Source organism: Azospirillum lipoferum 4B (assembly GCF_000283655.1).
Classification (GTDB): domain Bacteria; phylum Pseudomonadota; class Alphaproteobacteria; order Azospirillales; family Azospirillaceae; genus Azospirillum; species Azospirillum lipoferum_C.
Map to the genome: position 1 here is coordinate 610,715 of NC_016622.1, position 25,438 is coordinate 636,152.

Below are 25,438 nucleotides of genomic sequence, written 5' to 3' on the forward strand. Positions count from 1 at the left end.
GTCGTGCCGGATCCGGACATGCCGGTGCGGGCCGACGGGGGAGGTGCACTGTAAGCGAAACAAGGTGCAAGAGAACCTCGTCGTCGTTGGAAGCCACGCAACCAGACTGTACCGGTCTCAACGGCGCGCGTCAGGCAGAATTGCGGCCGACGCGAAATATTCATACTAGATGTGGTGTGGGTGCCGCAGGAAAGCCGGGAGGGGCGGGGTTGGTAACCCTTTCCGCCGAGCCGCTTCGGCCGCCGGATGGCCTTCCGGCCGATGCGGGCGAAAGGCTTTGCCGCTGCCGGACGCTTTCATTACACTGTGCGGCCACGGGGGAAATCGAACGATATGCCGCAACCCAGGCCTGTCCGCTCAGGTGGATGGCCGCGACCGCAGGTCGTCGCTCCGGTCGTCGGCCCGATCGTCGCGCTCGGCAGCGGCCGGCCGGGTGGGGATTTGTCCGTCGCCGGGCGACCGCAGGGCGTTCGGGCGTGGCATTCGATTGTCACCCGCGGGGGCGGGGAAACTCTTGAAACCGACCGCTGCGGACGGCTAGAAGGCGCGGATTGGCTGGCTCGATGCCGGTGCCGCGCGCGATGGCGGTCGGCTCCGGACCGGACGCAGGGCGGAACCAGACGCATGGCGGACCGGACGCACGGCACGGGACGGCAGGAACGAACGGGAAGGCTACGGTGAGCAGCGCCAGTCAGGTCGCCGAACGGGATGTGCCGTTCCAGTTGCGTGGCAACTCCTTCACCATGATGGTGCTGAAGGTCTTTGCTCCGACATCGCCGAATTTCTTCACCCAGCTGAACGTCAAGGTGCGCCAGGCGCCCAACTTCTTCCACAACGCCCCGGTCGTGCTGGATTTCGACGAGCTGCCGGAGGCCATCGTCTTCGACCTGGGTGCCTTCGTGGCGCAGGTGCAGGCGCTGAACCTGCTGCCGGTCGGTTTCCAGGGCGGGCCGCAGGCGGTGCGCGAGGCGGCGATGAATGTCGGCCTGACGCCGATGCCGTCGGGCCGCGCCGCCAAGCTGGAAGAGGTGGTGAAGGCCCCCGATCCCCGCCAGCCGGATCAGCAGGCGCCGGTCGCCGCGCCGCAGGTGCTGATCGAGGTCGTCCACCGCCCGACCGTGGTGGTGACCGAACCGGTGCGCTCCGGCATGCGGGTCTATGCCGAGAAGACCGACCTGATCGTCACCAGCTCCGTTTCCCCGGGGGCGGAGCTGCTGGCCGACGGCAACATCCATGTCTATGGCGCGTTGCGCGGCCGGGCGCTGGCCGGTTTCTCCGGCGACACCAACGCCCGCATCTTCTGCCACAGCCTGGAGGCGGAGGTGCTATCGGTCGCAGGCAATTACCGTGTCAGCGAAGATATCGGCAGTGACTTTTACAAGAAAGCCGTGCAGGTTTTCCTGCGCGACGGCGTCCTCAGCATGGAGCTTCTGAAGACCGGCTGAGACGCGGTAGGACAGGTTCTTTCCCGAAGGGTGAAATCTTCGGATCGTCTATGGTATCGGTGACGGCAACTTTGGGATTATGGGAGAGGCTCCGTTGAGCAAGATCATCGTCATGACCTCCGGCAAGGGCGGTGTCGGCAAGACGACCTCGTCCGCGGCCTTTGCGACCGGGCTGGCGCTTCGCGGCTTCAAGACGGTCGTCATCGATTTCGACGTCGGTCTGCGCAACCTGGATCTGGTGATGGGTTGCGAACGCCGGGTGGTCTTCGACTTCATCAACGTCATCAATGGCGAGGCGAAGCTCAACCAGGCGTTGATCAAGGACAAGCGGATCGAGAACCTCTATATCCTCCCGACCTCGCAGACGCGCGACAAGGACGCGCTGACCCGCGAGGGGGTGGAGAAGGTCCTGAACGAGCTGTCGAAGGATTTCGACTACATCCTGTGCGACAGCCCGGCGGGTATCGAGCGCGGCGCCCTGATGTCGCTCTATTTCGCCGACCACGCAATCATCGTCACCAACCCCGAAGTCTCGTCGGTGCGCGACAGCGACCGCATCCTGGGCGTGCTGAACTCGCGTTCCCGCCGGGCGGAGCAGGGGCTGGAGCCGGTGACGCAGCAGCTTCTGCTGACCCGCTACGACCCCGAGCGCGTCGAGAAGGGCGAGATGCTGAAGGTCGACGACGTGCTGGAGATCCTGGCGATCCCGCTCCTCGGCGTCATTCCGGAAAGCCAGGCGGTGCTGCGCGCTTCCAACGTCGGCATGCCGGTGATCCTCGACGAGGTCTCCAACGCCGGGCTGGCCTATTCGGACGCGGTCGGCCGCTTCCTGGGCGAGGACATCGAGCATCGCTTCGTCACCCCCCAGAAGAAGGGCCTGTTCAGCCGGCTCCTGCGGAGGAGCGCATGAGTATCTTCAACTTCTTCCGCGCGGCACCGCGCGCGTCGGCCGTCCAGGCCAAGGAGCGTCTGCAGATCGTCATGGCGCACGAGCGCGCCGGGCGCAGCGGCCCCGATTATCTGCCGATGCTCCAGCAGGAGCTTCTCGCGGTCATCGCCAAATACGTGAACATCGACGAGAACAAGGTCGAGGTGAAGCTCGACCGCGGCGGCGACTGCTCGACGCTGGAGGTCAACATCGAGCTGCCGGCCCGCGAGCAGGCCAAGGCCGCGGCGGCAGCCAAGGCGGCGGATAAGCCGGCCGGCAACGACGATGCGGCGGCCAAGCGCCCGATCAGCGGCAATGCCGGTGCGAAGAAGCGCCTCTGACCCGAGGCGCGGCATCTGCCGCGGCCTGCCGGGTTGCCAGACTCCCTCCGGTGCAGCCGCGCCGGGGGGATTTTGCGTTTTCGGCTCCATCCACGCGGTCGGCAGCTGGCTTCGGCATCGGACATAGGCCGTCCCTGATCATCCGTCCGGGTTTACGGCCGGGCGGGGACGGGGTATCAACAGGGATACGCCGCACGAAAGGCCAATGGCTCCAAAGGCCTGCCTGTGACCGGTCCAGGGATCGGGGCTGGCGGCGGACCGACCACGGGACAAGAGGGTGCCGATGTTCCTCGATTGCTCGTCGCTGATCGCCGAGAACCCGCCGCGGCCATCGAACGGAATTGCGGTCACGGACATCGACGGCGACGGGGCCTTCGAGCTGGTCGTGGCCGGCTACCGCACCGCCAACCTCGTCCTGAAATGGGTGGATGGCCGGCTGGTCGACATCGCCGGCCCGCTGCTCGCCGATCCTGCCGGCCCCGCCCTGGGACTTGCCGCCGCCGACATCGACGGAGACGGGCGGGAGGAGCTCTACGTCGTCAACTGCGACCGCGCCACCGGCGCCAAGGACATGGCCGACCGGCTGTTCGCCTGCTTCGGCAAGCATTGGATCGACCTGTTCGCCCAGGCGGAGAATGCCGGCGCCGCCAACCACACCGCGGCCGGCGCGGTCGCGGCGATGGACCGCTGGGGGCACGGCCGCTACGGCTTCCTGGTGGCGACGGACGGCGGACCCTTGCGCCTGTACGAGTTGACCCGCCGCGGCCGGCTGGAGGATGGGGCGGAGGAGGCCGGGCTGGACTCGATCGGCGCGGCACGCGGCGTCACCGCGCTGCCCATCGTGTCGGACCACATGGATGTGGTGACGGTCAACGATGGCGGACCCAACGAGCTGTTCCGCAACCTCGGCGACGGCAATTTCGAGGAGATCGCGGAAGAGCGCGGCATCGCCGATTCGCGTCCCTCCGGCCGCGCCGTGGTGGCGCTGGACGCCGACGGCGACGGGCTGTTCGATCTGGTGGTCGGCACCTGGGATGGCGCGCAGCGCTATTTCCAGCAGCGCATGGGCGGCGGCTTCGTCGAATCGGCCGGTGCCGATTTTTCGATGCCCGGCCGCATCTTCACCGTCGTCGCCGCCGATTTCGACAATGACGGCTATGAGGAGCTGTTCTTCCACGCCCATGGCGAGCCGAACCGCCTGTTCGGCTGGCGCAACGACCAGTGGCAGGAACTGGAGCTTGGCGACGCGGCCGAGCCCAAGGGCTTTGGCACCGGCGCCGTCGCGGCCGACATCGATGGCGACGGACGGCTGGAACTGATCCTGGCGCATGGCGGTTCCCATGGTGGCCACGGCGCAGAAGGCAGCGCACAGCCGCTCTCGGTCTTCCGTCCGGAGGCGACCAACAATGGCTGGCTGCGCGTGCAGCCGCTGACCCCCTTCGGCGCGCCGGCCCGCGGTGCGGTGGTCAGCCTGACCGCCGGCGGGCGCCGCCAGCGCCGGGCGGTGTGCGCCGGCTCCGGCTATCTCTGCCAGGGCGAACCGGTCGCCCATTTCGGGCTGGGACCGCTCCATGCGGTGGAGCATGTGGAGGTGCGCTGGCCCGACGGAACCGTGGTGACGGTGGACAATCCGCCGGCCGACCGGCTGCTGACCATTCCCTATCCGCCGGAGTGAGGCGGCTGACCGGCCCTATCGTCCGTACTCAAATATTTCAGTACTGCAATAAGTAGGGGCTTTCCTGCAAGCTTCTGTCACATTACAGTGCAAATCGTTGCGGCGCCCGCGGTGCGGGGCATCGCGCGGCATGTCGATCCGGACATAATCCGTCCCTGCCGCCGATTTCTTTCGCCGCGATGAGGAGCATGCCGGGGCCACCATGCTGGGCTGGCGTGATCCGGGCGGGTCAGGGAAGCGGGAGACCGGAAGGCACATGGCACGACGCGACGTTCCCCTGACGGGGGTGGAACGCTTCTTCGACCCGGATGAAGTCATCGTTTCCAAGACGGACCTGAAGGGGCGGATCACCTACGCGAACCGGGTGTTCCAGCAGGTCGCCGGCTACAGCGAATCGGAGCTGATGGGCGCGCCCCATTCCATCGTGCGCCATCCCGATATGCCGCGCTGCGTGTTCAAGCTGTTGTGGGTCACGCTGGAGGCCGGGCAGGAGATCTTTGCCTATGTGGTCAACCGCGCCCGCAACGGTGACCATTATTGGGTCTTCGCCCATGTCACACCCAGTTTCGACGCGGATGGGCGGGTGATCGGCTACCATTCCTCCCGCCGCGTGCCGGAGCGGTCGGCGCTGGACAAGGTCATCCCGCTCTACCACCAGCTCCTCGATATCGAGAACAGCCATGCCGACCGCAAGCAGGGGATGGAGGCCGGATTCGCCGCCGTCCTCGCCCTGCTGGCCGAGAAGGGAATCGGGTATGACGAATTCGTCTTCTCCCTCTAACGTGTCGTCCCTGACCCGGGCCGGCTGGCTGCTTGCGCTGGCCGTCGTCGCTCTGGCGGTGCTGCTGGTCGTCGAGTTGCTGGATGCCGGCGGAGTCGCCTTGCGCGCCGGTCTCGCCTTGGCCGGTCTCGCCGCGCTGGGCGGGGCCGGTCTGTACCTGCGCCGCGCCGGCGCGGTGGTGCGGCAACTGACCGCAGTCAACCTTGCGGTCGCCGCCGGCGATTTCGAGGCGCGGGTGATCGGCATCCGCGAAGGCGGGGCGCTGGGCGAGCTGATGCACGCCACCAACGACGCCATCGACCGCACCGACGCCTTCGTCCGCGAGGCGACGGCCTCCATGCATGCGGTGTCGGAGCACAAATATTTCCGCCGGATCGTGCTGCGTGGCATGCAGGGCGGCTTCCTGCACGCCAGCCGCACCATCAACGCGGCGACAGAGAGCATTTCGCAGAAGGTCAAGGGCTTCGCCGGCGTCACCCAGCGCTTCGAGGGGCAGATTCAGAGCGTGTGCAGCGAGGTGGCCGACACCGCCCATCGGTTGGAGGTCTCCGCCCGCACCATGGAGACGGACGCGACCCAGGCGACCGGCAAGGCCTCGTCGGTCGCGGCCTCCGCGGCGCAGACCGGCAGCAATGTCGGCAGCGTCGCCGCCGCGACCGAGGAGCTGTCGGCCTCCATCGCCGAGATCGCCCGCCAGATCGGCGAGGTCGCCCATGTCGCCGAAACCGCGGCCGGCGAGGCCGAGCGGTCGAACGCGCTGGTCGCCACGCTGTCGGGTGCGGCGCGCACGGTCGGCGACGTCATCACCCTGATCAACGACATCGCCAGCCAGACCAACCTCCTGGCGCTCAACGCCACCATCGAGGCGGCACGGGCGGGGGAGGCCGGCAAGGGCTTCGCCGTCGTCGCCCAGGAAGTGAAGAGGCTGGCCGATCAGACAGCCAAGGCCACCGGCGACATTGCCGCCCAGATTGCCGGCATCCAGTCCTCCACCGACGAGGCGGTGGACGCCATTGTCGGCATCGGCCGCACCATCACCTCGATCAACCGGATCGCCGCCGGCATCAGCGCCGGGATCGAGCAGCAGGGCTCCGCCGTGCGCGAGATCGTCGTCAACATGGAACAGGCCGCCGCCGGCACCCGCGCCGTGTCCGACGATATCCGCGAGGTCACCGATGCCGCCGGCCGCACCAGCGGCACCGCGCATGAGGTGTTCGCCGCGTCCGAACGCATGGCGGCCGAAGCCGACCGGCTGACCCGCGAGGTCCAGCGTTTCCTCGACGAGATGAATCGCGTCGCCTGACGGCGTTTTCGCGCTGTGGTGATGCGCTTCGCATCAACTGCCCGGCGAATGTGCACAGCATGTGTATGGTATCCCGCAGTGCGGAATTGATCTGGCGTCTTTCCGCTCGCTGCGGACTTTTTATTGCGAATTTGGCGAGAAATCATGTTACCAGTCGGCAACATGACGGACGTATGACTGCCGGTGCCGCGACCCGTTGAGCAACCGCAAGCCAGCCTGCCTTTTGTTTCAGCACCTTAACCGAACGACACTTCCGAAATATCCGGACCTTGCGTGTCGCGCGCGGCCAAGTGCCGCGGAAATCGGGAAGGGCAGGCGGCCCGTGGAGATCCGGTAACGGTTGGCACGGCTTTTGATGAAGGGGGAAACAGGGACGGTCATGACGGGGGACAAGACGATGAGCATGGCGGGCACCGATCTGTTCGAGCTGTCGCGGGGCGTGCTGGATGTTGCGTCGAAGAAGGTGTCCTTGATCGAGGACATCACCCGGCGCACCAAGATGCTGGCGATGAACGCCCTGATCGAGGCGGCACGGGCGGGCGACGCCGGGCGCGGCTTTGCCGTCGTCGCCAACGAGGTGTCGGAGATCTCGACCCAGGTCAACAGCATCACCAAGGAACTGCGGTCGGAGATCGTCGCCCGCGTCGATCACCTGACCACCACCGGCAGCGCCATGGTGCAGGAGATGCACGGCAAGCGGCTGGCCGACCTGTCGCTGAACATGATCGAAATCATCGACCGCAACCTGTACGAACGCTCCTGCGACGTGCGCTGGTGGGCGACCGACAGCGCGGTGGTCGATTGCGCCGCCGACCCGAGCGAGGAGGCCCGCCGCCATGCCTCGCGCCGGCTGGGTGTGATCCTGGAATCCTACACCGTCTATCTCGACCTCTGGATCGCCGACCGCAACGGCACCGTCATCGCCAACGGCCGGCCCGACCGCTATCCCGGCGCCCGCGGCGCCAACGTGTCGGACGAGCCCTGGTTCCGCCAAGCGCTGGCCACCCGCAACGGCAGCGAGTTCACCGTCGGCGACGTCGCCCGCAACCGCGGCCTGGACGACCGTGTCGTCGCCACCTATGCCACCGCCATCCGCCGCGACGGCGAGGCTGACGGCGAGGCCATCGGCGTGCTCGGCATCTTCTTCGACTGGGAGCCGCAGGCTGCCGCCGTGGTCGAGGGGGTGCGGCTGGAGGCCGGGGAGCGCGAGAAGTCGCGTTGCCTGCTGCTCGACGCCCGCCATCGGGTGATCGCCTCGTCCGACGGTCGCGGCCTGCTGACCGAGACGGTGCCGCTGCGCCGCAATGCCGGCTCCATGGGCCATTACATCGACGACAGGAACCGCATCGTCGGCTATGCCCTGACCCCCGGCTACGAGACCTACAAGGGGCTGGGCTGGTACGGCGTGATCATTCAGGAGCGGTGAAGCGGGGGTAGCCTTCACTGTCGCATTCACGGACGGGGCCGGGATACACTCCCGGCCCTGTTCCGTTTCGGGGTTCGCGATCATGTCCGCCCAACAGCTGACCGTCCGTCGGGAGAATTTCCCGATCCGCGGATCCTTCCGCATCTCGCGCGGGGCCAAGACCGAAGCCGCGGTGGTGGTGGCGGAGGTGACCGACGGCCCGCACCGCGGCCGCGGCGAATGCGTGCCCTACGCCCGCTATGGCGAGAGCGTGGAGGGAGTCGTCGCCGCGCTGGAGGCGATGGCCGAGGCGGTCGCTGCCGGGCTCGATCGCGACTCGCTGTCCCGGCTGATGCCGCCGGGGGCGGCCCGCAATGCGCTGGACTGTGCCCTGTGGGACCTGGAGGCCAAGCGCAGCGGTGTGCCGGCCTGGAAACTCGCCGGGCTGGCCGAGCCGCCGGGGCCGCTGGTCACCTGCTACACGCTGAGCGTCGACGAGCCCGAGGCGATGGCCGCCGCAGCGCGGGAGCGGGCGCTGCGCCACCCTCTGCTGAAGATGAAACTGACGGGGGAGGGCGACCTCGACCGTGTCCGCGCCGTCCGCGCCGCCGCTCCCGCTGCGCGGCTGGTGGTGGACGCCAATGAAGGCTGGACGCTGGACCAGTTGCACCGCTTCGCCCCGGTGCTGGCCGGACTCGGCGTCGAGATGATCGAGCAACCGCTGCCAGCCGGCCAGGACGAGGCCCTGCGCGGAGTCGCCTGCCCGGTGCCGCTGGGTGCCGACGAATCCTGCCACGGGCTGGAGTCGCTGGACCGTCTGCGTGGGCTTTATCAGGTGGTGAACGTCAAGCTGGACAAGACCGGCGGCCTGACGGAGGCGCTGGCGATGACCCGCGCCGCCCATGCCACGGGGTTCGAGGTGATGGTCGGCTGCATGGTCGCGACGTCGCTGGCGATGGCGCCGGCGATCCTGGTCGGGCAGGGCGCGCGCTACGTCGATCTGGACGGCCCGCTGCTGCTGGCCCGCGACCGCGAGCCGGGGCTGCACTATGACGGCGCGGTGGTCCAGCCGCCGGTGGCGGAGTTGTGGGGGTAGGGTTAGGTGTCGGCTTCGATTGCCCCCACCTAACCTCCCCCGCTCTCAGCGGACCTATGGTCCGCCTGCCGCGTCAGCACAAAGCTCTGCTTTGTGCGAGAGCTGTGCGGGGCAGGGACTGCCGCCGCCTTCCCGATCAAGCACTTGTCCCCTCCCCCGCCCAGCGGGGGAGGGTTAGGGTGGGGGCCAGTTCCCAGCTGTAGAAATGCTCCCCCTCACGCCCCCTGCACATAAGGCGGCGGCGGTGTCCCCACCGAGGCCGGCACATAGGGGGCGTCGGCGATGCCGTTGACCTTCGCGGCCATGATGAAGTCGTTCTCGTGCAGGCCCTTGATCTTGTGGGTCCAGAAGGCGACCCGGCAGTGGCCCCAGCCGAAGCGGATTTCGGCATGGTGGCCTTCGGCCTCGCACAGGTTGCCCACCTGATTGGCGAAGGCCTGGGCCTGGGCAAAGTCGGGGAAGGTGAAGTCGCGCTCGATGCGGTCGGGGTCTTCCTTCAGGACCCAGCCCGGCACCTGCACCAGATAGGAGGCGGCCATCGCGCGGTCCATCGGCGGTATTCCGCCGCGGCAGGGCTCGCAGGTCTTGCCGGCCAGTTCCTGTGTCGCCGGTGCTTGCGGTGTCATCCCGGTCTCTCCCTTGTTTGTGGGTTGGGCTTGTTTGTAGGGTGGGCGGTCTGGGCTGGACCCTGACCGTCTACAAGCTTGGGATCGGGCCTGCGCTTCGGCAAGCCCGGCGCCCCGACTGAGCCCATTTGACAGGATTTCCGGAAGCGACCCGATGACCGACCTGCGCACCGACATGCCCTTCGCCGATTACCAGTACCCGACCAAGCCGGTCGACGGGCCGCGGCTCGCCATCGTCGGCGAGGCGCCGGGGGCGGAGGAGGCCCGGCAGGGCACGCCCTTCGTCGGGCGCAGCGGCAGGCTGCTGGACGAATCGCTGGCCGCCGTGGGGATCGAGCGGGCGGAATGCCTGGTCGCCAACGTCTTCCGCTATCAGCCGCCCGGCAACAAGGTGGGGCATTTCTTCGCCTCGCGCGCCCGCGCCCGCAGGGAGGGGCGGGAGATCGACGAGAGCTGGGGCGCCTTCGGCACGTCGGACCGGCTGCTCGCCGAATTCGCCGGCGAGATCGAGCATCTGCGCGCCACTCTGGCCGAGTATCGCCCGTCGGTGATCGTGGCGCTGGGGCGGACGCCGACCTGGGCGCTGACCGGAGAGAACGGCATCCTGCAGCTGCGCGGCAAGCTGCTGCCCTGCCGGCTGCTGGAGGGGGTGGAGGTGGTGCCGACCTTCCACCCCAGCTACCTGCTGCGCGGCCAGCTGGTGGAACAGCCGACCTTCCTGGCCGACCTGCGGCTGGCCGTGTCCCGCCTCACGCGTTAGCCAACAGGCGCCAGATCGCCGTTTCGCGCGCCTCGCGGTCCTCCAGCTCCAGCGATGTCGGGACGGTGTAGCTCGCCACCTTCTCGACTCCGCCGGCGGGGAAGTAAGCGCGGCCGGGATCGCCCAGCAGGACCAGCGTTCCGGTCGTCGCGATCTCGCGCAGCCATGCCGTCACCCGCTCGGCCATCGGCTTCTCGTAACAGACGTCGCCGGCCAGCACGACGTCGATGCCCGGCAGGGGCCGGCCGACAAGATCGGCGCTGACCGCCTTGACCTCCACCCCATTGGCCTCGGCGTTCAGCGCGATGGCGGCCAGCGAGAAGCGGTCGATGTCGCAGCACTGGACGCGCGCCGCCCCGGCCTTCATTGCGGCGATGCCGACCAGCCCGGTGCCTGCGGCAAAATCGAGCACCGACCTGCCGGCCACCAGTTCCGGCCGGTCCAGCAACAGCCGTGCCACAGCTTGCCCACCCGGCCAAGCGAAAGCCCAGTATGGCGGTGGCAAATTCGTGGCGGCCAAGGTCTCCTCCGTCGCTTGCCAGAGGGGCGTGACCTCGGTCGCAAGATGAAGCTGGATTTCCGGCAACAGCGGTGTGGTCGTCAGCGCCGTGTTGTCGCGGACGAAATCTTGCGGAGATGCGTTGTTCATACGAGGCTTCCCAAGGGACTCCGCTGTTGGAGGGATGAAAGACGGTGGCTTATGAATGTTACATAATTCAAACGGTGTAGACACAGCTGCGAACCCGTGTTACCCGTTCTTGCCAGGGGAAAACAGAGGGATTGGGGGAGTCATGCGGCAGAGGGGAACCGCCATCGGCCTTTCGCTTGCGGCTTTGATCGCGCTGAGCCCCCTTACCGTGTCGACGGCTGCCGCACAAGACGGCGATTGCGTCCGCACCGTCCGCTCCATTTCCGATTTCACGATCCGCGGCGACGCCTGGACCTGGTGGGACCATGCCGCCGGCCAGTATGACCGCGACCATCGCCCCGCCGTCGGCTCCGTCCTCGTCTTCAAGCGCACCGGCCATATGCGCCGTGGCCATGTCTCGCTGGTCAGCGCGGTGATCGACCGCCGCACCATCGAGGTCGACCACAGCTGGATCGATGGCGACGGGCTGCGCCGCGGCATGCGGGTGGTCGATGTTTCCCGCAACAACGACTGGTCCGCCGTCCGCGTCTGGCACGAGCCGACCGACCAGATGGGCCTGCGCGTCTACGCCGCCTACGGCTTCATCATGCCGGAAGGCGAAGAGGCCCCGCGTGGCGGCCGGATGCTGGATGCTGGCGACCGCGGTATGGACCAGGGTTTCAGCAGCAGCCCGCGCGGCCGTGCCAAGGCCAATGGCCCGCGCATGATGGAAGCGTCGCTGCACCCGCAGAAGGGCCATAGCGTCTCGGTTCCCGGCCGCAAGCCGCAGAGCCTGCCGGCCACCGCCGTCGCCTCCCACGCCAAACCGCAGCGCATGGATGTGGCCGTGCTTCCGCTCCGCAAGCCGGGTGCCGCGCATGCCGCCCCGGCCCACGTCACCGTCGCCGAGGTTTCGGCTCCCGGCAGCCGCCGCACCGTCGCCCCCGGCCGGAAGCCCGGTTCGACCAGCTCCGTCGCCCAGTTGGCCGACTCCAACGAGCGCTGAGCGGGGCAGGTTCCAGGGTTTCAGGAAGGGCGGGGCTTTGCTCCGCTCTTTTTGTTTGTAGGGGTGTGATCCATGCTTCGATTGCCCCCTCCCCAACCCTCCCCCGCTTCGCGGGAGAGGGGGCAAGTGCCTGCGCGGTAAAGCGGCGGCAGTCCCCTCCACCGCCGGAGGCGGGGGAGGGATAGGGAGGGGGCAATCGAAGCCTGCACCTTCCCCTAAATCTTCCCTGCCAGGATCGCCGCCAGAACCAGCCAGCCGAACCAGCGGTTGGACTTGAACTTTTCAAGGCAGTCGCCCTGATCGTCCGGCCGCCATGTCGCCACCTGCCAGGCCAGCTGCAGCGCCGCCAGCGACAGCACCGGCAGGAACAGGCCGCCCAGACCGGCCAGACGGCCGGCGATGCCGATGCCGACATAGGTCAGGGTGTAGAAGCCGTAGATCCAGATCTTGCTCTGGTCGCCCAGGCGGAGCGCGGTGGACTTCACGCCGATGCGGGCGTCGTCCTCCTTGTCCTGGTGGGCGTAGATGGTGTCGTAGCCCAGCGTCCACGCGATGCCCGTCACATAGAGCGCCACCGCCGGCCAGCCGACGTCATTCTGCACCGCGGCCCAGCCCATCAGGGCGCCCCAGTTGAAGGTCAGCCCCAGGAAGGCCTGCGGCCACCAGGTGATGCGCTTCATCAGCGGATAGGTGAAGACCAGCGCCAGCGACAGCACGCCCAGCCCGATGGCCGTCATCCCCAACTGCAGCAACACCAGCAGCGATACCAGCAGCTGAAGCACCAGAAACGCCAGCGCCTGACGCACCGACACCTGCCCCGACGGAATCGGGCGCGAGCGGGTGCGCTCCACCATCGCGTCGAACTTGCGGTCGAGGATGTCGTTGACGGTGCAGCCGGCGCCGCGCATCAGCACCGCGCCGATTCCGAACAGCGCCATCAACCAGAGCAGCGCCGGCCAGTCGCGGAAGGGTTGCGGCGTCGCCAGCGCCACGCTCCACCAGCAGGGGAACAGCAGCAGCCATGTCCCGATGGGACGGTCCAGCCGCGCCAGCGTGACGTAGGGGCGCAAGCCGGCCGGCACGCGGCGGGCGAGCCACCCGTCCTGACGGATGTCGGTGAAGCCGGAGTCGGGAAGAGTGGGACCGGTGGACGCGGTGGGCATGACGGCGGCGTTCCCGCTGTGCTATGGAGATGACTGAACAGGCAATCAGCGCGAAGGTATCGGGCAGCCGCCCAGGCGGCAAGCACGCTGCCGTGGCCGGGTGCGAAGTGGGTGCGGCGAAAGGCCCGGGCCGACGCTATGGGAAATGGCAGGTCGGGACTTGCACGCGCCAAAATTGCACCGATACTGTTTATTCGTTATAACCTCAGCGGTCTGCTATCTTAAATGGACGTGAACGCAACACCGGACCGTTTCGCCGTCGTCATCGACGACGAGTCGATCATTCTGGCCGGGATGGAGATCATGCTGGACACCTGGGGCTACCGGGTGCTGGCCGCCGAGGATGTGGAAACCGTCCTGGCGAAACTGCCGGGACATCCGGTTCCGGACGTGATCCTGTCCGATTACCGGCTGCGCGACGGCTGGTCGGGCATCACCGCCGTTCGCGCGGTGCGCGAGGCCTGCGGCGCTGACATTCCCGCCATCATCCTGACCGGCGACACCGGTGCCGAGCTGATGGCCGCCGCCAAGGCCGAACAGGTGCGCATCCTGCACAAGCCCGTCCAGCCCAACGACCTGCGCCGCCAGATCGAGGCCCTGATCGCCCCGGCGTGATCCTGCGGGCCGCGCGGCGCCATCGGCCTTCCACGCACCGCTCCTGCGCGTCGCCGTTGTCTCTGATGTGCTGACTTGCACGCCCGCAGCCGGCTATAGTCGGCGCGCCCCGCGGAGATGACAGCCATGGCCGACCCGATCAAGACCCGTCTGTATGTGGACAGCCCGCTGGCCGAAGACCAGTCGGTCGGGCTGGATCATGAGCGCGCCCATTTCCTGCGCCATGTCCTGCGGCTCGACCGCGGCGATCCGGTCGCCGTGTTCAACGGCCGCGACGGCGAATGGCTGGCGGTGATCGACGGCTTCGGCAAGGGCTGGTGCTCGCTGACCGTGGCGGACCGGCGGCGGGAACAGGACACGACGCCGGACCTGTGGCTGCTGTTCGCCCCGCTGAAGAAGGGCCGCATCGACTTCGTCGCCGAAAAGGCGACCGAGATGGGTGTGTCCCGGCTGTGGCCGGTCTTCACCCGCCGCACCGATCCCAACCGCGTCAACATCGACCGCCTGCGTGCCAACGCGGTGGAGGCGGCCGAGCAGTGCGAGCGGCTCAGCGTGCCGGAGATGGGCGAGGCCGTGCCGCTGGACCGCGCGCTGGCCGGCTGGCCGGCCGACCGCCGGCTCTATCTGTGCGCCGAGGCCGGCTCCGCCCGTCCCATCGCCGATGTGCTGCGCGATGCGCCGCCCGGTCCAGCCGCACTGCTGGTCGGGCCGGAGGGCGGCTTCGACCAGTCGGAGCTTGACGAACTCGCCAAACTCCCCTTTGTTGTTCCGGTGGGATTGGGTCCGCGCATCCTGCGGGCCGATACGGCTGTGGTGGCGGCGCTGGCTTGCTGGCAGTCCTTGACCGGGGATTGGACTGCCGGGGGAAGCGACCGGCGTCCGCCTTTCCGTGCGCCGATCCCCTAACCGGCCGTCACCCGGCCGATCCTCCGTCCACTTCCCGCGAGAGACTTCATGTCCGCACCCCCGACCACGCGCGGCGAACCCATCACCGACCGCCGCCAACTGGTGGCCTATCTCGAATCCGGCAGCAAGCCGGCGCCGGACTGGCGCATCGGGACCGAGCACGAGAAGTTCGCCTACCGCACCTCCGACCTGCGGCCGCTGACCTATGACGGGCCGGACGGCATCCGCGAACTGCTGACCCGCATGACCCGCTTCGGCTGGCAGCCGGTGGAGGAGAAGGGCAACATCATCGCGTTGGTCCAGGACATGGCCAACATCACGCTGGAACCGGGCGGTCAGGTCGAACTGTCGGGCGCGCCGCTGGAGACCCTGCACCAGACCTGTGCCGAGGTGCACCGCCACCTGCGCCAGGTGAAGGAGGTCGGGGCCGAGCTGGGCATCGCCATGATGGGGCTGGGCTTCCAGCCGAAATGGACGCGCGACGACATCCCCTGGATGCCCAAGGGCCGCTACAAGATCATGCGCGACTACATGCCGAAGGTCGGCTCGCTCGGCCTCGACATGATGACGCGGACCTGCACGGTGCAGGTCAACCTGGACTTCGCGTCCGAAGCCGACATGGTGAAGAAGTTCCGCGTCTCGCTGGCCTTGCAGCCGATTGCGACCGCGCTGTTCGCCATGTCCCCCTTCACGGAGGGCAAGCCGAACGGCTTCCAGAGCTTCCGCAGCCACATCTGGACCGACACCGATCCGGACCGCACCGGCGACATTCCCTTCGTGTTCGAGGACGGCTTCGGCTTCGAACGCTATGTCGACTATCTGCTCGACACGCCGATGTACTTCGTCTACCGCGACGGCACCTACATCGACGCGGCCGGCCAGTCCTTCCGCGCCTATATGGACGGCAAGCTGCCGGCTTTGCCGGGCGAGGTGCCGCTGATCACCGATTGGGCCGACCACACCACCACCGCTTTTCCGGAAGTGCGGCTGAAGAAGTATCTGGAGATGCGCGGCGCCGACGGCGGTCCGTGGCGCAGCCTGTGCGCCCTGCCGGCGCTGTGGGTCGGGCTGCTCTACGATCAGGTGGCGCTGGATGCCGCCTGGGATCTGGTGAAGGACTGGACGACGGAGGAACGCGCGCATCTGCGCGCCGAGGTGCCGCGGTCGGGCCTGCGCACGACGTTCCGCAATGGGACGGTGCGCGACGTGGCGCTGGAGGTGGTGGCTATTGCGCGCGACGGTCTGGCGAGGCGCGGCCGCAACGACAATTGGGGCGACGACGAGACCCACTTCCTCGACACCCTGCAGATGATCGCGGAGAGCGGCCGCAGCCCGGCCGACGAGCTTCTGGAGAAGTTCAACGGCCCCTGGGGTGGCAGCGTCGATCCGGTGTTCAAGGAGTATGCGTACTGAGGGGAGTGGGGGCTTTGCCGAGGTGAGGCCCCCTCCCTAACCCTCCCCCGCCCTCGGCCGGCCGAAGGCCGGTCCGATCGCGGGAGAGGGGACTGCCGCCGCCCCGCAAACTCTACCCTCTCCCGCGAAGCGGGGGAGGGCAGGGGCCCATGCGTAGCATGGGAAGGGTGGGGGCACGCGGGCGAGAGTCCTACGCCGCCACCGGCACATGCGTGATGCAGCTCTTCGAACACACCTTGGAGCAGCTTTCGCAGCCGATGCAGTTGGCCGCGGTCTCGACCGTCATCACCTTCTTCTCGGCCTCGTCGTCGAAGGCGTCGACGATGTCGCCGTCCTCGGTCAGGCCGATCATGTTCAGCACGCCGCGGCCGCAGACCTTGAAGCAGCGGCCGCAGCCGATGCACTGCTTCTGATCGATGGTCTCGACGAATTTCGGGGTCCAGCTCTGACCACCCCGGGTGGTGCCGGTCAGGAAATCAGCCATGGGAATGCTCCTCTCGGGAAAGGCCGCGCCTAAGCTTTTCTTGGGAAATTGAGGGGGGTTAGGCCTTCTCCAGCGCCTTCAGCGCCGCCCGCTTCTCGGTCAGGGTCTTGAAGGCGTCATAGGTTTCCTGCGCCACCGTCAGGATGCTCTGCCAGTTCTGCGGAAGCTCTTCCGACAAATCGTGCAGATCCATCTTCTTCTGGGTGGCGCGGGCGTTCAGCTTCTTGATCTCGTCCTTCAGGGCGTCGATGTCGCTCATGGTTGCAATACCTTGGCTCAGAGATTCGCGACCTCGGGGTACTCCCGGATCAGTGCCACCGCGTCCTCGACCAGCTTGGCGCCGTCGGCGGCCAGCTTCTCGATGCTGGGGAAGCCGAAGCGGTGGACGTCGCGCAGGGTCTTCGACACCACCACCAGCCGGCCGGTGGTGAGGATCATGCGGCCGAAGCCCTCATGGCTCATCTTCATCATCGGCGAGGCCATCATGCCGGTCTGCTTTTCGACGGTGACGCCGACCGCCTTGTAGAACAGCTCCAGCCGCCACAGCGTGTCCGGGTCGGGGTCGCCGATGATCGGGATGGCGGCGCGGGCCTCCTTGTCCAGGATGAAGGGGGCGAGCAGAGCCTCGTCCGGCTTGCCTTCCCAGGCGCCATAGCTGTCCTCGGCACGGAACAGCAGGACCAGCGTCTTCACGAACTGGTCGGCGACGGACACTTCAGCCACATCAGCCATGCTCAGACCTCCTCCTCGTCGAAATGGAATTGCGGCGTCTCGCCCATCGCCTTGCGCAGCCAGGGCGGTGGATTGCCGTTCAGCGTCTGGACCAGCTTGTCGAGCAGGGCCGGAATGGTTTCGGTGGCCTCGACCTTCACCGGATGGATCTTCTTCGCCACCACGCGGGCGGCGGCCGAGGCGCCGATGGCCGACAGGTAGACGATGGCGACATCGGCCAGCGCCTCCAGCTTGGGAACCAGCTTGTCCTCGTTGCCGTCCTCGAACATCGAGCCGCCGAACTGGAAGGTCTCCAGAAAGGCATGGCCCTGGCGGTCGACCCGATAGACGGCGATGTTCTTGGCCCAGCCGAAATGCGCATCGACGTGCTGCATGTCCTGGGTGCAGAAAGCGACCTTCATCGATCCTCCTTTGGTCGGGCGTGGGTCCTGCACCACGCTCAGACGGCGTTGCATCCGCATGATCCGCCTCCGCAGCCGTGCGATTCGTCTGCCCCATGATGTCCGGCGTCGTGGGGCCCGTGGTCCATCTCGCGGGCGAGGAACAGGTTGCCGATCTCGCACAGCAGCTCGCGCGTGCCGCGGTAGCCGACCTGGACGCGCAGGCCCGCCCCCAGCCGGTCGAACATCGGCAGGCCCATGCGGTGCAGCGGCACGCCGATCCGCGCCGCGCCCTGCCGCCCGTGCGAGTTGGAGACGATCAGGTCGGCGTCGCGGGCCAGCGTCTCCATGTCGGAATGGTCGCCGACCATGATGGTGGCGGCCTTCAGCCGTTCCAGCACCGGGCTTTGCGTCGGCGACACCGCGGCGACCACCTCGGCCCCCATGTCGGCCAGGAAGCCGGTGACGGCATAGAGCAGGTCGGGTTCCAGCGCGACGGCGATGCGCTTGCGGCTGAAGAAGAAATGCCCGTCCAGCATGGCGTCGACCAGGGCTTCGCGCTGGCGCCGCAGCCGGGCCGGCGCCGGCTTGCCCGACAGTTCCATCAGCAGCCGGACCAGCTTGTCCGACGCCTCCAACCCGGTCAGGCGGCTAAAGAAATGGCTGGGAACGTCGGTCTTCAGCTCCAGCGCGTTGCCGGCCACCCGCATATGCTCGCCGACCACGATGGTGGTGGCCGAGGCGCCCATGGCGCGGATCTGGTCCACCGTCACGCCGCCCAGCGAGGTGGCGGTGAAGTCGGTCGGCTGGCGCCCGGCCATCGACAGCGACAGGTCGGGCAGCATGATCGGCGACAGGCCGAAGCCCTCGATGATGTCGCGCAGTTCCTCGACATCGCCGGGCGACAGATGGCTGCCGGCCAGCACATTGACCTGGGTCGGGATGCGCACCGGCGAGGGTTCGACCAGCCGCTCCACCATGGCGGTCACGGCGGCGGCGAAGCCGTCCTCGAAGCCGCCGGCGAAGTCGGGGGTGTTGGCGAAGACCAGGGCGGTGCCGGCCATGTCGGGGTTGCGCTGGCGGAACAGCGTGTACTGGCCGCCCATGTCCTCGCCCTTGGTCTCGGTGACGCCGGTGGTGGCGACGCCGATCATGGCGGGCTTGTTGCGCTCGACGATGGTGCGGATCGCCTGTTCCAGATTGTCGTAGCCGCCGAGGATGGTGGAGACCTGATCCATCGCCGTGGTCTGCAGCGGGATCGCCTCGCGGAAATGGCGGACCAGCAGCACCAGCCCGAAGGCGGTGCAGCCCTGCGACCCATGGAACAGCGGCAGGCAGCGGTCGACGCCGAGATAGGCCAGGGCAGCGCCCAGCGGCTGGCTCATCTTCAGCGGGTTGGTGGAGGCGGCCTTGGCGGCGGAGGGAAAGCGCTGGATGTGGGACATCGCCATCACTCCGCCGCCAGAAGGGTGGAGGACGGACCGGACTCCCACGGTGCCGGCTGGCGGACCTGACGCCAGATCGGGTTGGACAGCGTCTTGTCGATCTCCTCGCAGAGATTGACGATGCCGTCATAGCCGGCATAGGCGTGGTGGCGCTCCTGGTTGATGTCGAGCCAGGGAACCTTTGCCTTCAAGGAGATGAACTGCGACCGGCCGCCGGACATCATGATGTCGGCCTGATCGTCGGCCAGCATCTTGTAGATGTCGCGCGGCTTCAGGTCGTCCCACTGGTGGAACTCGTCGCCCTTCATCTTCTTGATGCGCTCCTTGTCCTCCTTGGTCGACTTCTTGGTGGAGGTGCCGAGGATGGTCAGGCCGGCGCCTTCCAGCGCGCTGACCATCGACCAGCTCTTGACCCCGCCGGTGAAGAGGAGGACGCGCTTGCCCTCGAAGCGCGGCTTGTAGGGTTCCAACCGGCGCCAGACGCGGCTTTCCTCGCGGGCGATCACGCCTTCGGCCCGGTCGATCAGGCTCTTGTCGGCGCCGCGCTCCACCAGCATGCGGGCCATGGTGCGCAGGGTGTCCGACATGTCGGAAACGCCGTAGAAGGAGCCCTCGAAATAGGGGATGCCGTAGCGTTCCTGCATCTTGCGGCCGACATTCACCAGCGCCTGGCTGCACACCATCATGGTGACGCGGGCGCGGTGGGCCTGGGCGACCTCGTTGTAACGGCCGTCGCCGGAGATGCAGGACAACAGGCGGATGCCGATCTCGTCGAGCAGCGGCTTGACCAGCCACAGCTCGCCGGCGAGGTTGTATTCGCCGATGATGCAGACATCGGTGGGGGTGGTGTATTCCGGCTCCACCGTGCCGATGACATGCTCCAGCAGCGCCTCGCCGGCCAGCTTGTTGCCGAGGTTCTTCGACCCGACGAAGCCCGGCGCATCCACCGGGATCACCGGCTTGCCCAGCTTCTGCGTTGCGAACTTGCAGACCGCGGCGATGTCGTCGCCGGTCATGGCGGGCACGCAGGTCTGATAGACGAAGACGGCCGGCGGGTCGTATTGCTGGACGATCTCCTTGATGGCGCGGTAGAGCTTCTTCTCGCCGCCGCCGATGACGTCCAGTTCCGACAGGTCGGTGGTGAAGCCGGTGCGGTAGAGTTGCGGGCCGGAGGATTGCGAGCCGCGGTTGTCCCACGAGTTGCCCAGGCAGGCGATGGGGCCATGGACCAGATGGGCGGCATCGGCGATCGGCTGCAGCACGATCATCGCCCCGTCATAGGCGCAGCCGCCGGCCGCGGCCCCCGGTTTCAGCGACTTGGTGCAGCCCTTCTTCTTCTCCTTGGCCGACTTGGCCTGGTTGGTCGCGCAGCCCGGTTCGTTGAAGACGTCCTGGATCTTGTCCTGGAGCATGCCCGCTTCTCCCATCCTGGCGCCGGAAATGGCTCTGCACTGCTGTGATGCAGGGGGCGTGCCAGATGGTAAGTCACTGACAGATAAGAATTGTCGGGTTTATCGGCCCTGTCCGATAGCTGACAATCGGGGGGCGCGGCGCGGGCTTGTCGGGTGTCGCACATCCCGCGCAGGGGCAGGGCGGGGCCGCCCGTATCAGGACGCTGGTGGGAAAGGGGCGTTACGATGGACCGGATCGGATGGCGCCGCCGCCGACAGGCGACGATGGCCGGAATACTGGTGGCGCTGGCGGCCGGGCCGGGCGCGGCGGCACAGGATGGCGCGGTGATCCGGTTGACGCGGGAGTCCGGTCGTGAGATCGGCGTCGCTTGCCGATACCTCGACCTCGATCAGCGCGCGGCTCCGCCGGAAGCGACAATGCTGTGCGATGCCGCAGCCGAACTCGTCACGCGGATGGTATCCGACCGGGGCAGGTCCGTGGTGCACCTCGGCCTGCGCACGGTGGCGCTCGACGCCGAACCGACCGAAGAATTGCCGCCGACCGTCGATGGCCCGATTCTTCTGCTGGTCCTGGAGGGCCGCCGGGACTGGAGCGGCACCGCGCACCCCCGCCTGCTGCTGCGCGCCCGACCGGTCCGCGGCGGCGTCGCCGCCCCGTCGGTCGGACTTCCGCCGATCCCGGTCGAGCTGGCCGGGGAGGGCTGGCGGGCGGCAGCCGACCGTGCGCTGGAGCGGGTGGTCGGCTTTGCCCTTCGGGACGGCTGAAACGGCCCCATGTCAGCCGGCGCGCACCTCGTGGATGAAACGGTCGACTTCCGTCGACAGCTTCTCGGCATCGCCGAACAGGGCCCCGGCAGCGTCGAGCACCTGCTGGGCGGCGTTGCCGGTTCCGTCGGCGATCTGCTGGACGCCGCCGATGTTGCGGGAGATTTCCTGCGTGCCGGAGGCGGCCTGCTGCACGCTGCGGGCGATTTCGCGGGTCGCGGCGTTCTGTTCCTCGACCGCGGCGGCGATGGTGGTCGACACCTCGTTCACCTGGGCGATGATCGTGGTGATCTTCTGGATGGCGCCCACGGTGTCGTCGGTCGCAGCCTGCATCGCCGCGATCTGGCTGGAGATCTCCTCCGTTGCCTTGGCGGTCTGGGTGGCGAGGCCCTTCACCTCGCTGGCGACGACGGCGAACCCCTTTCCGGCCTCGCCGGCGCGGGCCGCTTCGATGGTGGCGTTCAACGCCAGCAGGTTGGTCTGGCTGGCGATCTCCTGGATCAGCTGGACCACGGTGCCGATGCTGCGGGCCTGATCGGCCATGAGCTGGACATTCTGCGACGCCTCATCCGCCCGTTCCACCGCCTGGCGGGCCACCGCACTCGACTGCGTCACCTGACGCGAGATCTCGCCGATGGAGGCGGTCATCTCTTCCGCGGAGGCGGCGACGGTCTGCACGTTGGTCGAGGCCTCCTCCGATGCGGCGGCGACGGCCGCGGCGCGCCTGCGGCTGTCCTCGGCCATGGTCGAGAGTTCCTGCGAACTGCCCTTCATCCGGCTGGCGGAGCCGATGACCTGCCCGACGATGGTCTTGACCGTGTTCTCGAAGCTGTCGGCCATCCGGCCCAGGGCGTTGCGCTTGTCCCGTTCCGCCTGCTCGCGGGTCTGGCGCATCTCCTCTTCCATGGCGCGGTTGCGGGCGAGATTCTCCTTGAACACCTCCAGCGACTGCGCCATCGCCCCGATCTCGTCCTTGCGGTCGAGTGCCGGGATGTCGGCCGACAGATCGCCGGCGCTCAGGCGCGACATCGCGTCGGTCATCCGCGTGATCGGGCGGGCGACGATGCGGGCGATCAACAGCCCCAGCAACGGCACGACGAAGACGATGGCGCCCAGTACGGTCGCGGCCAGCAGCTTGGCCAGAAGCTCCATCGGAGCCTGCACCTTGGCGCGCTCCATCGACACCGCGACATACCAGTTCAGGCCTGGCAGGCCCTTGATGTTGTAGAACCGCACCAGCCGGCCGTCGTCGGTCGCGATCTCGCGTCCCTCGACCGGCTTGCGGCCGAAGGGCTTCATGACCATCGCCTCGTCCGGGTGGACCAGGATCTTGCCGTCGCCGTCGGCCAGGAAGACGAAGCCTTTGCCGTCCATCGCGAAGGAGCGCAGGAATTCCTGCAGCACGTCCAGCGGCAGATCGGCCCCGGCAACGCCGCGCAGCGTCCCGCCGCTGGCGACGGGCATGACCGCGCTGATCACCAGCTTCTTGGTGGTGGCGTCCTGATAGGGTTCCGACAGGGTGAGGTCGCGCGTCGTGACCGCGGATTTGTACCAGGGGCGCTTGCGCGGGTCGTAGCCGGGCGGCAGTTCCGACGGGTTGAAGGTGGTGAAGCGGCCATCCGCCTCGGCACCGAAATAGACCTCGGAGAAGGTGTCGCGCAGGGTCTTGCGCGCGATGATCGGCAGGATCGCGTCCGGGCCGGCGGACGTGACGTCCTCGGCCACCAGACGGACAAGCATCATTCGCCCCGCCAGCCATTTCTGGATGCCGTCCACCGCGGCGGTGCCGGCCGTCTCGATCCTGGCGTCGATCTCCGCCTGCAAGGCCTGCGACGACAGCCGGTAGACCAGAAGACCGAGTGCGCCGACCGAAAGAGTGATGAGAAGCGTGGCGGCGATGAGGATGCGGTGGATGAATTTTCTTGGTGGCCGGGAAGAGCCTGCCTGAAGAACGCGATCGGACATGGAACCCCCAAGGATCGGCAACTGCCTTCCCGACTGCCGGGCGATGGCATCAGCATATCCAACTATATCGGCCGGCCGAGCGCCGCCAATCTGGGGATATCCCTAGCATTCGAAGGGTGAACTTTTTGTGATGGCGGGCCCGATCAAATGGGAGTTCAGGCACATTTTCCTTGTGTGCCTGAGCCGGCCTGTCCGATTCCTTCACCAATCCGTTCCGGTCAGCGGGCGAGCACTTGGGCTGCTTCCTTGGTCGCGGCGATGGCGGTTTCGACCTGCGCGAAGGCGGCGGAGATTGCGTTGATGTTCCGGTCCACAACGCCCACCGAGGTCGATGCTCCCTGCATGTTGGCGGAGATGCTGGCGGTGACGGTGGTCTGTTCCTCGACCGCGCCGGCGGACATGACGACGAATTCACGCAGATCGGTCATGGCCGTGCGGATTGCCGACAGGGAAGACACGACATCGCCGGAGACGGAACGCATCCCCTCGATTTCGCGGGAAATCTGGGCGGTCGCGCTCGCCGACTGGTTGGCCAGGTTCTTGACCTCGTTGGCGACCACGGCGAAGCCCCGGCCCGCCTCGCCGGCCCGCGCCGCCTCAATGGTTGCGTTCAGGGCCAGCATGTTGATCTGTCCGGCGATGGAGCGGATCAGTTCGACGATGCCACCCATTGCCTTCGCCACTTCCGACAAACGGGTCGCGGCGCGGTCGGCGTTGTCGGCCTCGCTTACGGCCGCGTCGGCCGCCTGCTGCGACCGCGACATGCTGTCGGCGATCTCACGGGCGGCGGCGGCCAGTTCCTCCGCCCCAGCCGCGATGGTCTGCACCGTTCCCCGTGTTTCCGACGATGCGGCGGCGGCGGTGTCGGCCTGTCTGTGGGCGTCGCTCATCGCCTGTTCGATCTCGGTGAAATTGGTGTCGATCAGGGATTTCAGGCGGTCCAGCAGGCCGATCTGGTCGGTGATGTCGGTCGCGAACTTGACGACTTTGCGCAGGCGGCCGGCGTCATCGAAAACCGGGTTGTAGGATGCCTGGATCCAGACGACACGTCCACCCTTGCCGATGCGCCGGTATTGGGCGGCTTCGAACTGTCCCTTGTTCAGCCTGGCCCAGAACTCGCGATAGGCGGAAGTCTCGCGCTCCTGCGGATCGACGAACATGCTGTGATGACGCCCGCGGATCTCGTCCAGACGGTAGCCGAGCACCTGGAGGAAATTCTCGTTGGCGGTGATGACGGTGCCGTCTGGATTGAACTCGATCATGGCCTGCGAGCGCGAAATGGCTTCGACCTTGCCGCGCATGTCGGCGTTGATGCCCTGTTTTTCGGTGACGTCGGTGGCGATCTTGACGACTTTGCTAGGGCGACCGGCGGCGTCGAGGATGGGGTTGTATGTGGCCTCGATCCAGACCTCGCGGCCGTTCTTGCCGATGCGCCGGTACAGCGCCCGCTGGAATTCGCCGCGATTCAGCCGATCCCAGAACTCCCGATAGGCCGGGCTGGCATGTTCGGACGCATCGACGAACATCCTGTGGTGCTTCCCAACGATTTCCGGCAATGAATAGCCCATAACCGCCAGAAAATTCGCATTGGCGGTCAGGATCGTCCCGTCCAGGGCAAATTCGATCATCGCCAGCGAACGGTCCAGCGCGGACAATACCGATTGGCCTTCTGAGTCCTTGCCGTAGATCGACTGAATGAAACCGAACATTGCCGCCCCCCCCGCCTCGCAACACGCCTGAATGTTTGCTGAACATGCATTATCAAAACGTATGGAATGGAGGCAGTCAATAAGTACAAATCCTGAGGATCTAGGCGCGGAATTCGGAATGCAACAAAGGTATGACGCATTCTGGGAAGAAAGATTCGCATTTTGCAAATCGTGTCTATACATTTTATCGACAACATTATTTACAATCGTTCGTAAAGAAATGAATCGAGATCTGGGCATTCCCAAAAATTTCTATTGGCGGACGCAAAATATCCAATTCCGGCCGGTCCTGTCTTAATCGCCCCCATGAACTCCCTGGCATTCGCTCATACAAAAATACCCGGAGCGTGCCGTTGCCGGCGCTCTCCGGGTTGGGGAGGATGCCGCCAGGCCGGGGGGATGGAAACCCCGGCCCGTCGGGTAGGCTGGAACCGATGCCTGTAGAACCGATGCCT

26 protein-coding genes are annotated in these 25,438 nt (G+C 67.1%); 14 read left to right on the forward strand and 12 right to left on the reverse strand.

What is annotated here, in order from left to right; genetic code table 11:
* Positions 1-357: 357 nt before the first annotated feature.
* Positions 358-483 (reverse strand): hypothetical protein, encoded by a 126-nt coding sequence (locus tag AZOLI_RS33575; RefSeq protein ID WP_275451540.1) that lies wholly within the window; start codon positions 481-483, stop codon positions 358-360.
* Positions 484-677: 194 nt separating this feature from the next.
* Between AZOLI_RS33575 and minC the strand changes: the two genes are divergently transcribed.
* From minC to dgcA, 8 genes are all read left to right on the forward strand, one after another.
* Positions 678-1,445: a septum site-determining protein MinC gene (gene minC, locus AZOLI_RS02805; protein ID WP_044549533.1), complete on the forward strand. Its 768-nt coding sequence runs from the start codon at positions 678-680 to the stop codon at positions 1,443-1,445.
* 94 nt (positions 1,446-1,539) lie between these two features.
* A complete protein-coding gene (gene minD / locus AZOLI_RS02810) occupies positions 1,540-2,355 on the forward strand; it encodes a septum site-determining protein MinD (protein ID WP_014247062.1) in 816 nt (271 codons plus the stop codon).
* Positions 2,352-2,714, forward strand: coding sequence for a cell division topological specificity factor MinE (gene minE, locus AZOLI_RS02815; protein WP_014247063.1), 363 nt, complete (start codon positions 2,352-2,354; stop codon positions 2,712-2,714). The genes minD and minE overlap by 4 nt, the downstream gene beginning before the upstream one ends.
* A gap of 283 nt (positions 2,715-2,997) precedes the next feature.
* Positions 2,998-4,389 (forward strand): CRTAC1 family protein, encoded by a 1,392-nt coding sequence (locus AZOLI_RS02820; RefSeq protein WP_014247064.1) that lies wholly within the window; start codon positions 2,998-3,000, stop codon positions 4,387-4,389.
* Positions 4,390-4,645: 256 nt separating this feature from the next.
* Positions 4,646-5,170: a PAS domain-containing protein gene (locus AZOLI_RS02825; protein ID WP_014247065.1), complete on the forward strand. Its 525-nt coding sequence runs from the start codon at positions 4,646-4,648 to the stop codon at positions 5,168-5,170.
* Positions 5,145-6,473 carry a methyl-accepting chemotaxis protein gene (locus AZOLI_RS33580; RefSeq protein WP_014247066.1) on the forward strand — a complete coding sequence of 443 codons (1,329 nt, stop codon included), beginning with the start codon at positions 5,145-5,147 and terminating at the stop codon, positions 6,471-6,473. The genes AZOLI_RS02825 and AZOLI_RS33580 overlap by 26 nt, the downstream gene beginning before the upstream one ends.
* Before the next feature lie 379 nt (positions 6,474-6,852).
* Positions 6,853-7,899, forward strand: coding sequence for a methyl-accepting chemotaxis protein (locus AZOLI_RS02835; RefSeq protein ID WP_162487957.1), 1,047 nt, complete (start codon positions 6,853-6,855; stop codon positions 7,897-7,899).
* An 82-nt stretch (positions 7,900-7,981) separates the two neighbouring features.
* Positions 7,982-8,974 carry an N-acetyl-D-Glu racemase DgcA gene (gene dgcA / locus AZOLI_RS02840; RefSeq protein ID WP_014247068.1) on the forward strand — a complete coding sequence of 331 codons (993 nt, stop codon included), beginning with the start codon at positions 7,982-7,984 and terminating at the stop codon, positions 8,972-8,974.
* 215 nt (positions 8,975-9,189) lie between these two features.
* On the opposite strand, the gene AZOLI_RS02845 is transcribed toward dgcA, so the two are convergent.
* A complete protein-coding gene (locus AZOLI_RS02845) occupies positions 9,190-9,600 on the reverse strand; it encodes a 4a-hydroxytetrahydrobiopterin dehydratase (RefSeq protein WP_014247069.1) in 411 nt (136 codons plus the stop codon).
* Between the two features lie 154 nt (positions 9,601-9,754).
* Between AZOLI_RS02845 and AZOLI_RS02850 the strand changes: the two genes are divergently transcribed.
* Positions 9,755-10,360, forward strand: coding sequence for a uracil-DNA glycosylase (locus AZOLI_RS02850; RefSeq protein ID WP_014247070.1), 606 nt, complete (start codon positions 9,755-9,757; stop codon positions 10,358-10,360).
* On the opposite strand, the gene AZOLI_RS02855 is transcribed toward AZOLI_RS02850, so the two are convergent.
* Positions 10,350-11,009: a class I SAM-dependent methyltransferase gene (locus tag AZOLI_RS02855; protein WP_014247071.1), complete on the reverse strand. Its 660-nt coding sequence runs from the start codon at positions 11,007-11,009 to the stop codon at positions 10,350-10,352. The genes AZOLI_RS02850 and AZOLI_RS02855 overlap by 11 nt on opposite strands.
* A 208-nt stretch (positions 11,010-11,217) precedes the next feature.
* On the opposite strand from AZOLI_RS02855, the gene AZOLI_RS30255 reads away from it, so the two are divergent.
* Entirely contained in the window at positions 11,218-11,994 is a 777-nt protein-coding gene (locus tag AZOLI_RS30255) for a CHAP domain-containing protein (RefSeq protein ID WP_244442507.1), read from the forward strand.
* Between the two features lie 215 nt (positions 11,995-12,209).
* On the opposite strand, the gene ubiA is transcribed toward AZOLI_RS30255, so the two are convergent.
* Positions 12,210-13,157 (reverse strand): 4-hydroxybenzoate octaprenyltransferase, encoded by a 948-nt coding sequence (gene ubiA, locus AZOLI_RS02865; RefSeq protein ID WP_014247073.1) that lies wholly within the window; start codon positions 13,155-13,157, stop codon positions 12,210-12,212.
* A 225-nt stretch (positions 13,158-13,382) separates the two neighbouring features.
* On the opposite strand from ubiA, the gene AZOLI_RS02870 reads away from it, so the two are divergent.
* From AZOLI_RS02870 to AZOLI_RS02880, 3 genes are all read left to right on the forward strand, one after another.
* Positions 13,383-13,772, forward strand: a complete 390-nt coding sequence (locus AZOLI_RS02870; RefSeq protein WP_014247074.1) for a response regulator — start codon at positions 13,383-13,385, stop codon at positions 13,770-13,772.
* A 126-nt stretch (positions 13,773-13,898) separates the two neighbouring features.
* Positions 13,899-14,678, forward strand: coding sequence for a 16S rRNA (uracil(1498)-N(3))-methyltransferase (locus AZOLI_RS02875; protein WP_014247075.1), 780 nt, complete (start codon positions 13,899-13,901; stop codon positions 14,676-14,678).
* A 48-nt stretch (positions 14,679-14,726) separates the two neighbouring features.
* Positions 14,727-16,091, forward strand: a complete 1,365-nt coding sequence (locus AZOLI_RS02880) for a glutamate--cysteine ligase (RefSeq protein ID WP_014247076.1) — start codon at positions 14,727-14,729, stop codon at positions 16,089-16,091.
* A 190-nt stretch (positions 16,092-16,281) separates the two neighbouring features.
* On the opposite strand, the gene fdxB is transcribed toward AZOLI_RS02880, so the two are convergent.
* The 6 genes from fdxB to nifE are packed head-to-tail and all read right to left on the reverse strand — an operon-like array spanning position 16,282 to position 20,544.
* Positions 16,282-16,575: a ferredoxin III, nif-specific gene (gene fdxB / locus AZOLI_RS02885; protein WP_014247077.1), complete on the reverse strand. Its 294-nt coding sequence runs from the start codon at positions 16,573-16,575 to the stop codon at positions 16,282-16,284.
* 58 nt (positions 16,576-16,633) lie between these two features.
* On the reverse strand, positions 16,634-16,834 hold the full coding sequence (locus AZOLI_RS02890; protein ID WP_014247078.1) for a CCE_0567 family metalloprotein: 201 nt from the start codon (positions 16,832-16,834) through the stop codon (positions 16,634-16,636).
* A gap of 17 nt (positions 16,835-16,851) precedes the next feature.
* Positions 16,852-17,307: a NifX-associated nitrogen fixation protein gene (locus AZOLI_RS02895; RefSeq protein ID WP_014247079.1), complete on the reverse strand. Its 456-nt coding sequence runs from the start codon at positions 17,305-17,307 to the stop codon at positions 16,852-16,854.
* A gap of 2 nt (positions 17,308-17,309) precedes the next feature.
* Positions 17,310-17,708, reverse strand: coding sequence for a nitrogen fixation protein NifX (gene nifX / locus AZOLI_RS02900; RefSeq protein ID WP_014247080.1), 399 nt, complete (start codon positions 17,706-17,708; stop codon positions 17,310-17,312).
* A gap of 38 nt (positions 17,709-17,746) precedes the next feature.
* Positions 17,747-19,132, reverse strand: coding sequence for a nitrogenase iron-molybdenum cofactor biosynthesis protein NifN (gene nifN / locus AZOLI_RS02905; RefSeq protein WP_044550386.1), 1,386 nt, complete (start codon positions 19,130-19,132; stop codon positions 17,747-17,749).
* A 5-nt stretch (positions 19,133-19,137) separates the two neighbouring features.
* Positions 19,138-20,544, reverse strand: a complete 1,407-nt coding sequence (gene nifE / locus AZOLI_RS02910) for a nitrogenase iron-molybdenum cofactor biosynthesis protein NifE (protein WP_014247082.1) — start codon at positions 20,542-20,544, stop codon at positions 19,138-19,140.
* A gap of 225 nt (positions 20,545-20,769) precedes the next feature.
* Here nifE and AZOLI_RS02915 point away from each other — a divergent pair, with 225 nt between their 5' ends.
* On the forward strand, positions 20,770-21,309 hold the full coding sequence (locus tag AZOLI_RS02915) for a hypothetical protein (RefSeq protein WP_014247083.1): 540 nt from the start codon (positions 20,770-20,772) through the stop codon (positions 21,307-21,309).
* Positions 21,310-21,321: 12 nt separating this feature from the next.
* Here AZOLI_RS02915 and AZOLI_RS02920 read toward each other — a convergent pair whose 3' ends face one another.
* Positions 21,322-23,274, reverse strand: coding sequence for a methyl-accepting chemotaxis protein (locus AZOLI_RS02920; RefSeq protein ID WP_014247084.1), 1,953 nt, complete (start codon positions 23,272-23,274; stop codon positions 21,322-21,324).
* Between the two features lie 218 nt (positions 23,275-23,492).
* A complete protein-coding gene (locus AZOLI_RS02925; protein ID WP_244442508.1) occupies positions 23,493-25,166 on the reverse strand; it encodes a methyl-accepting chemotaxis protein in 1,674 nt (557 codons plus the stop codon).
* Between the last annotated feature and the right edge of the window lie 272 nt (positions 25,167-25,438).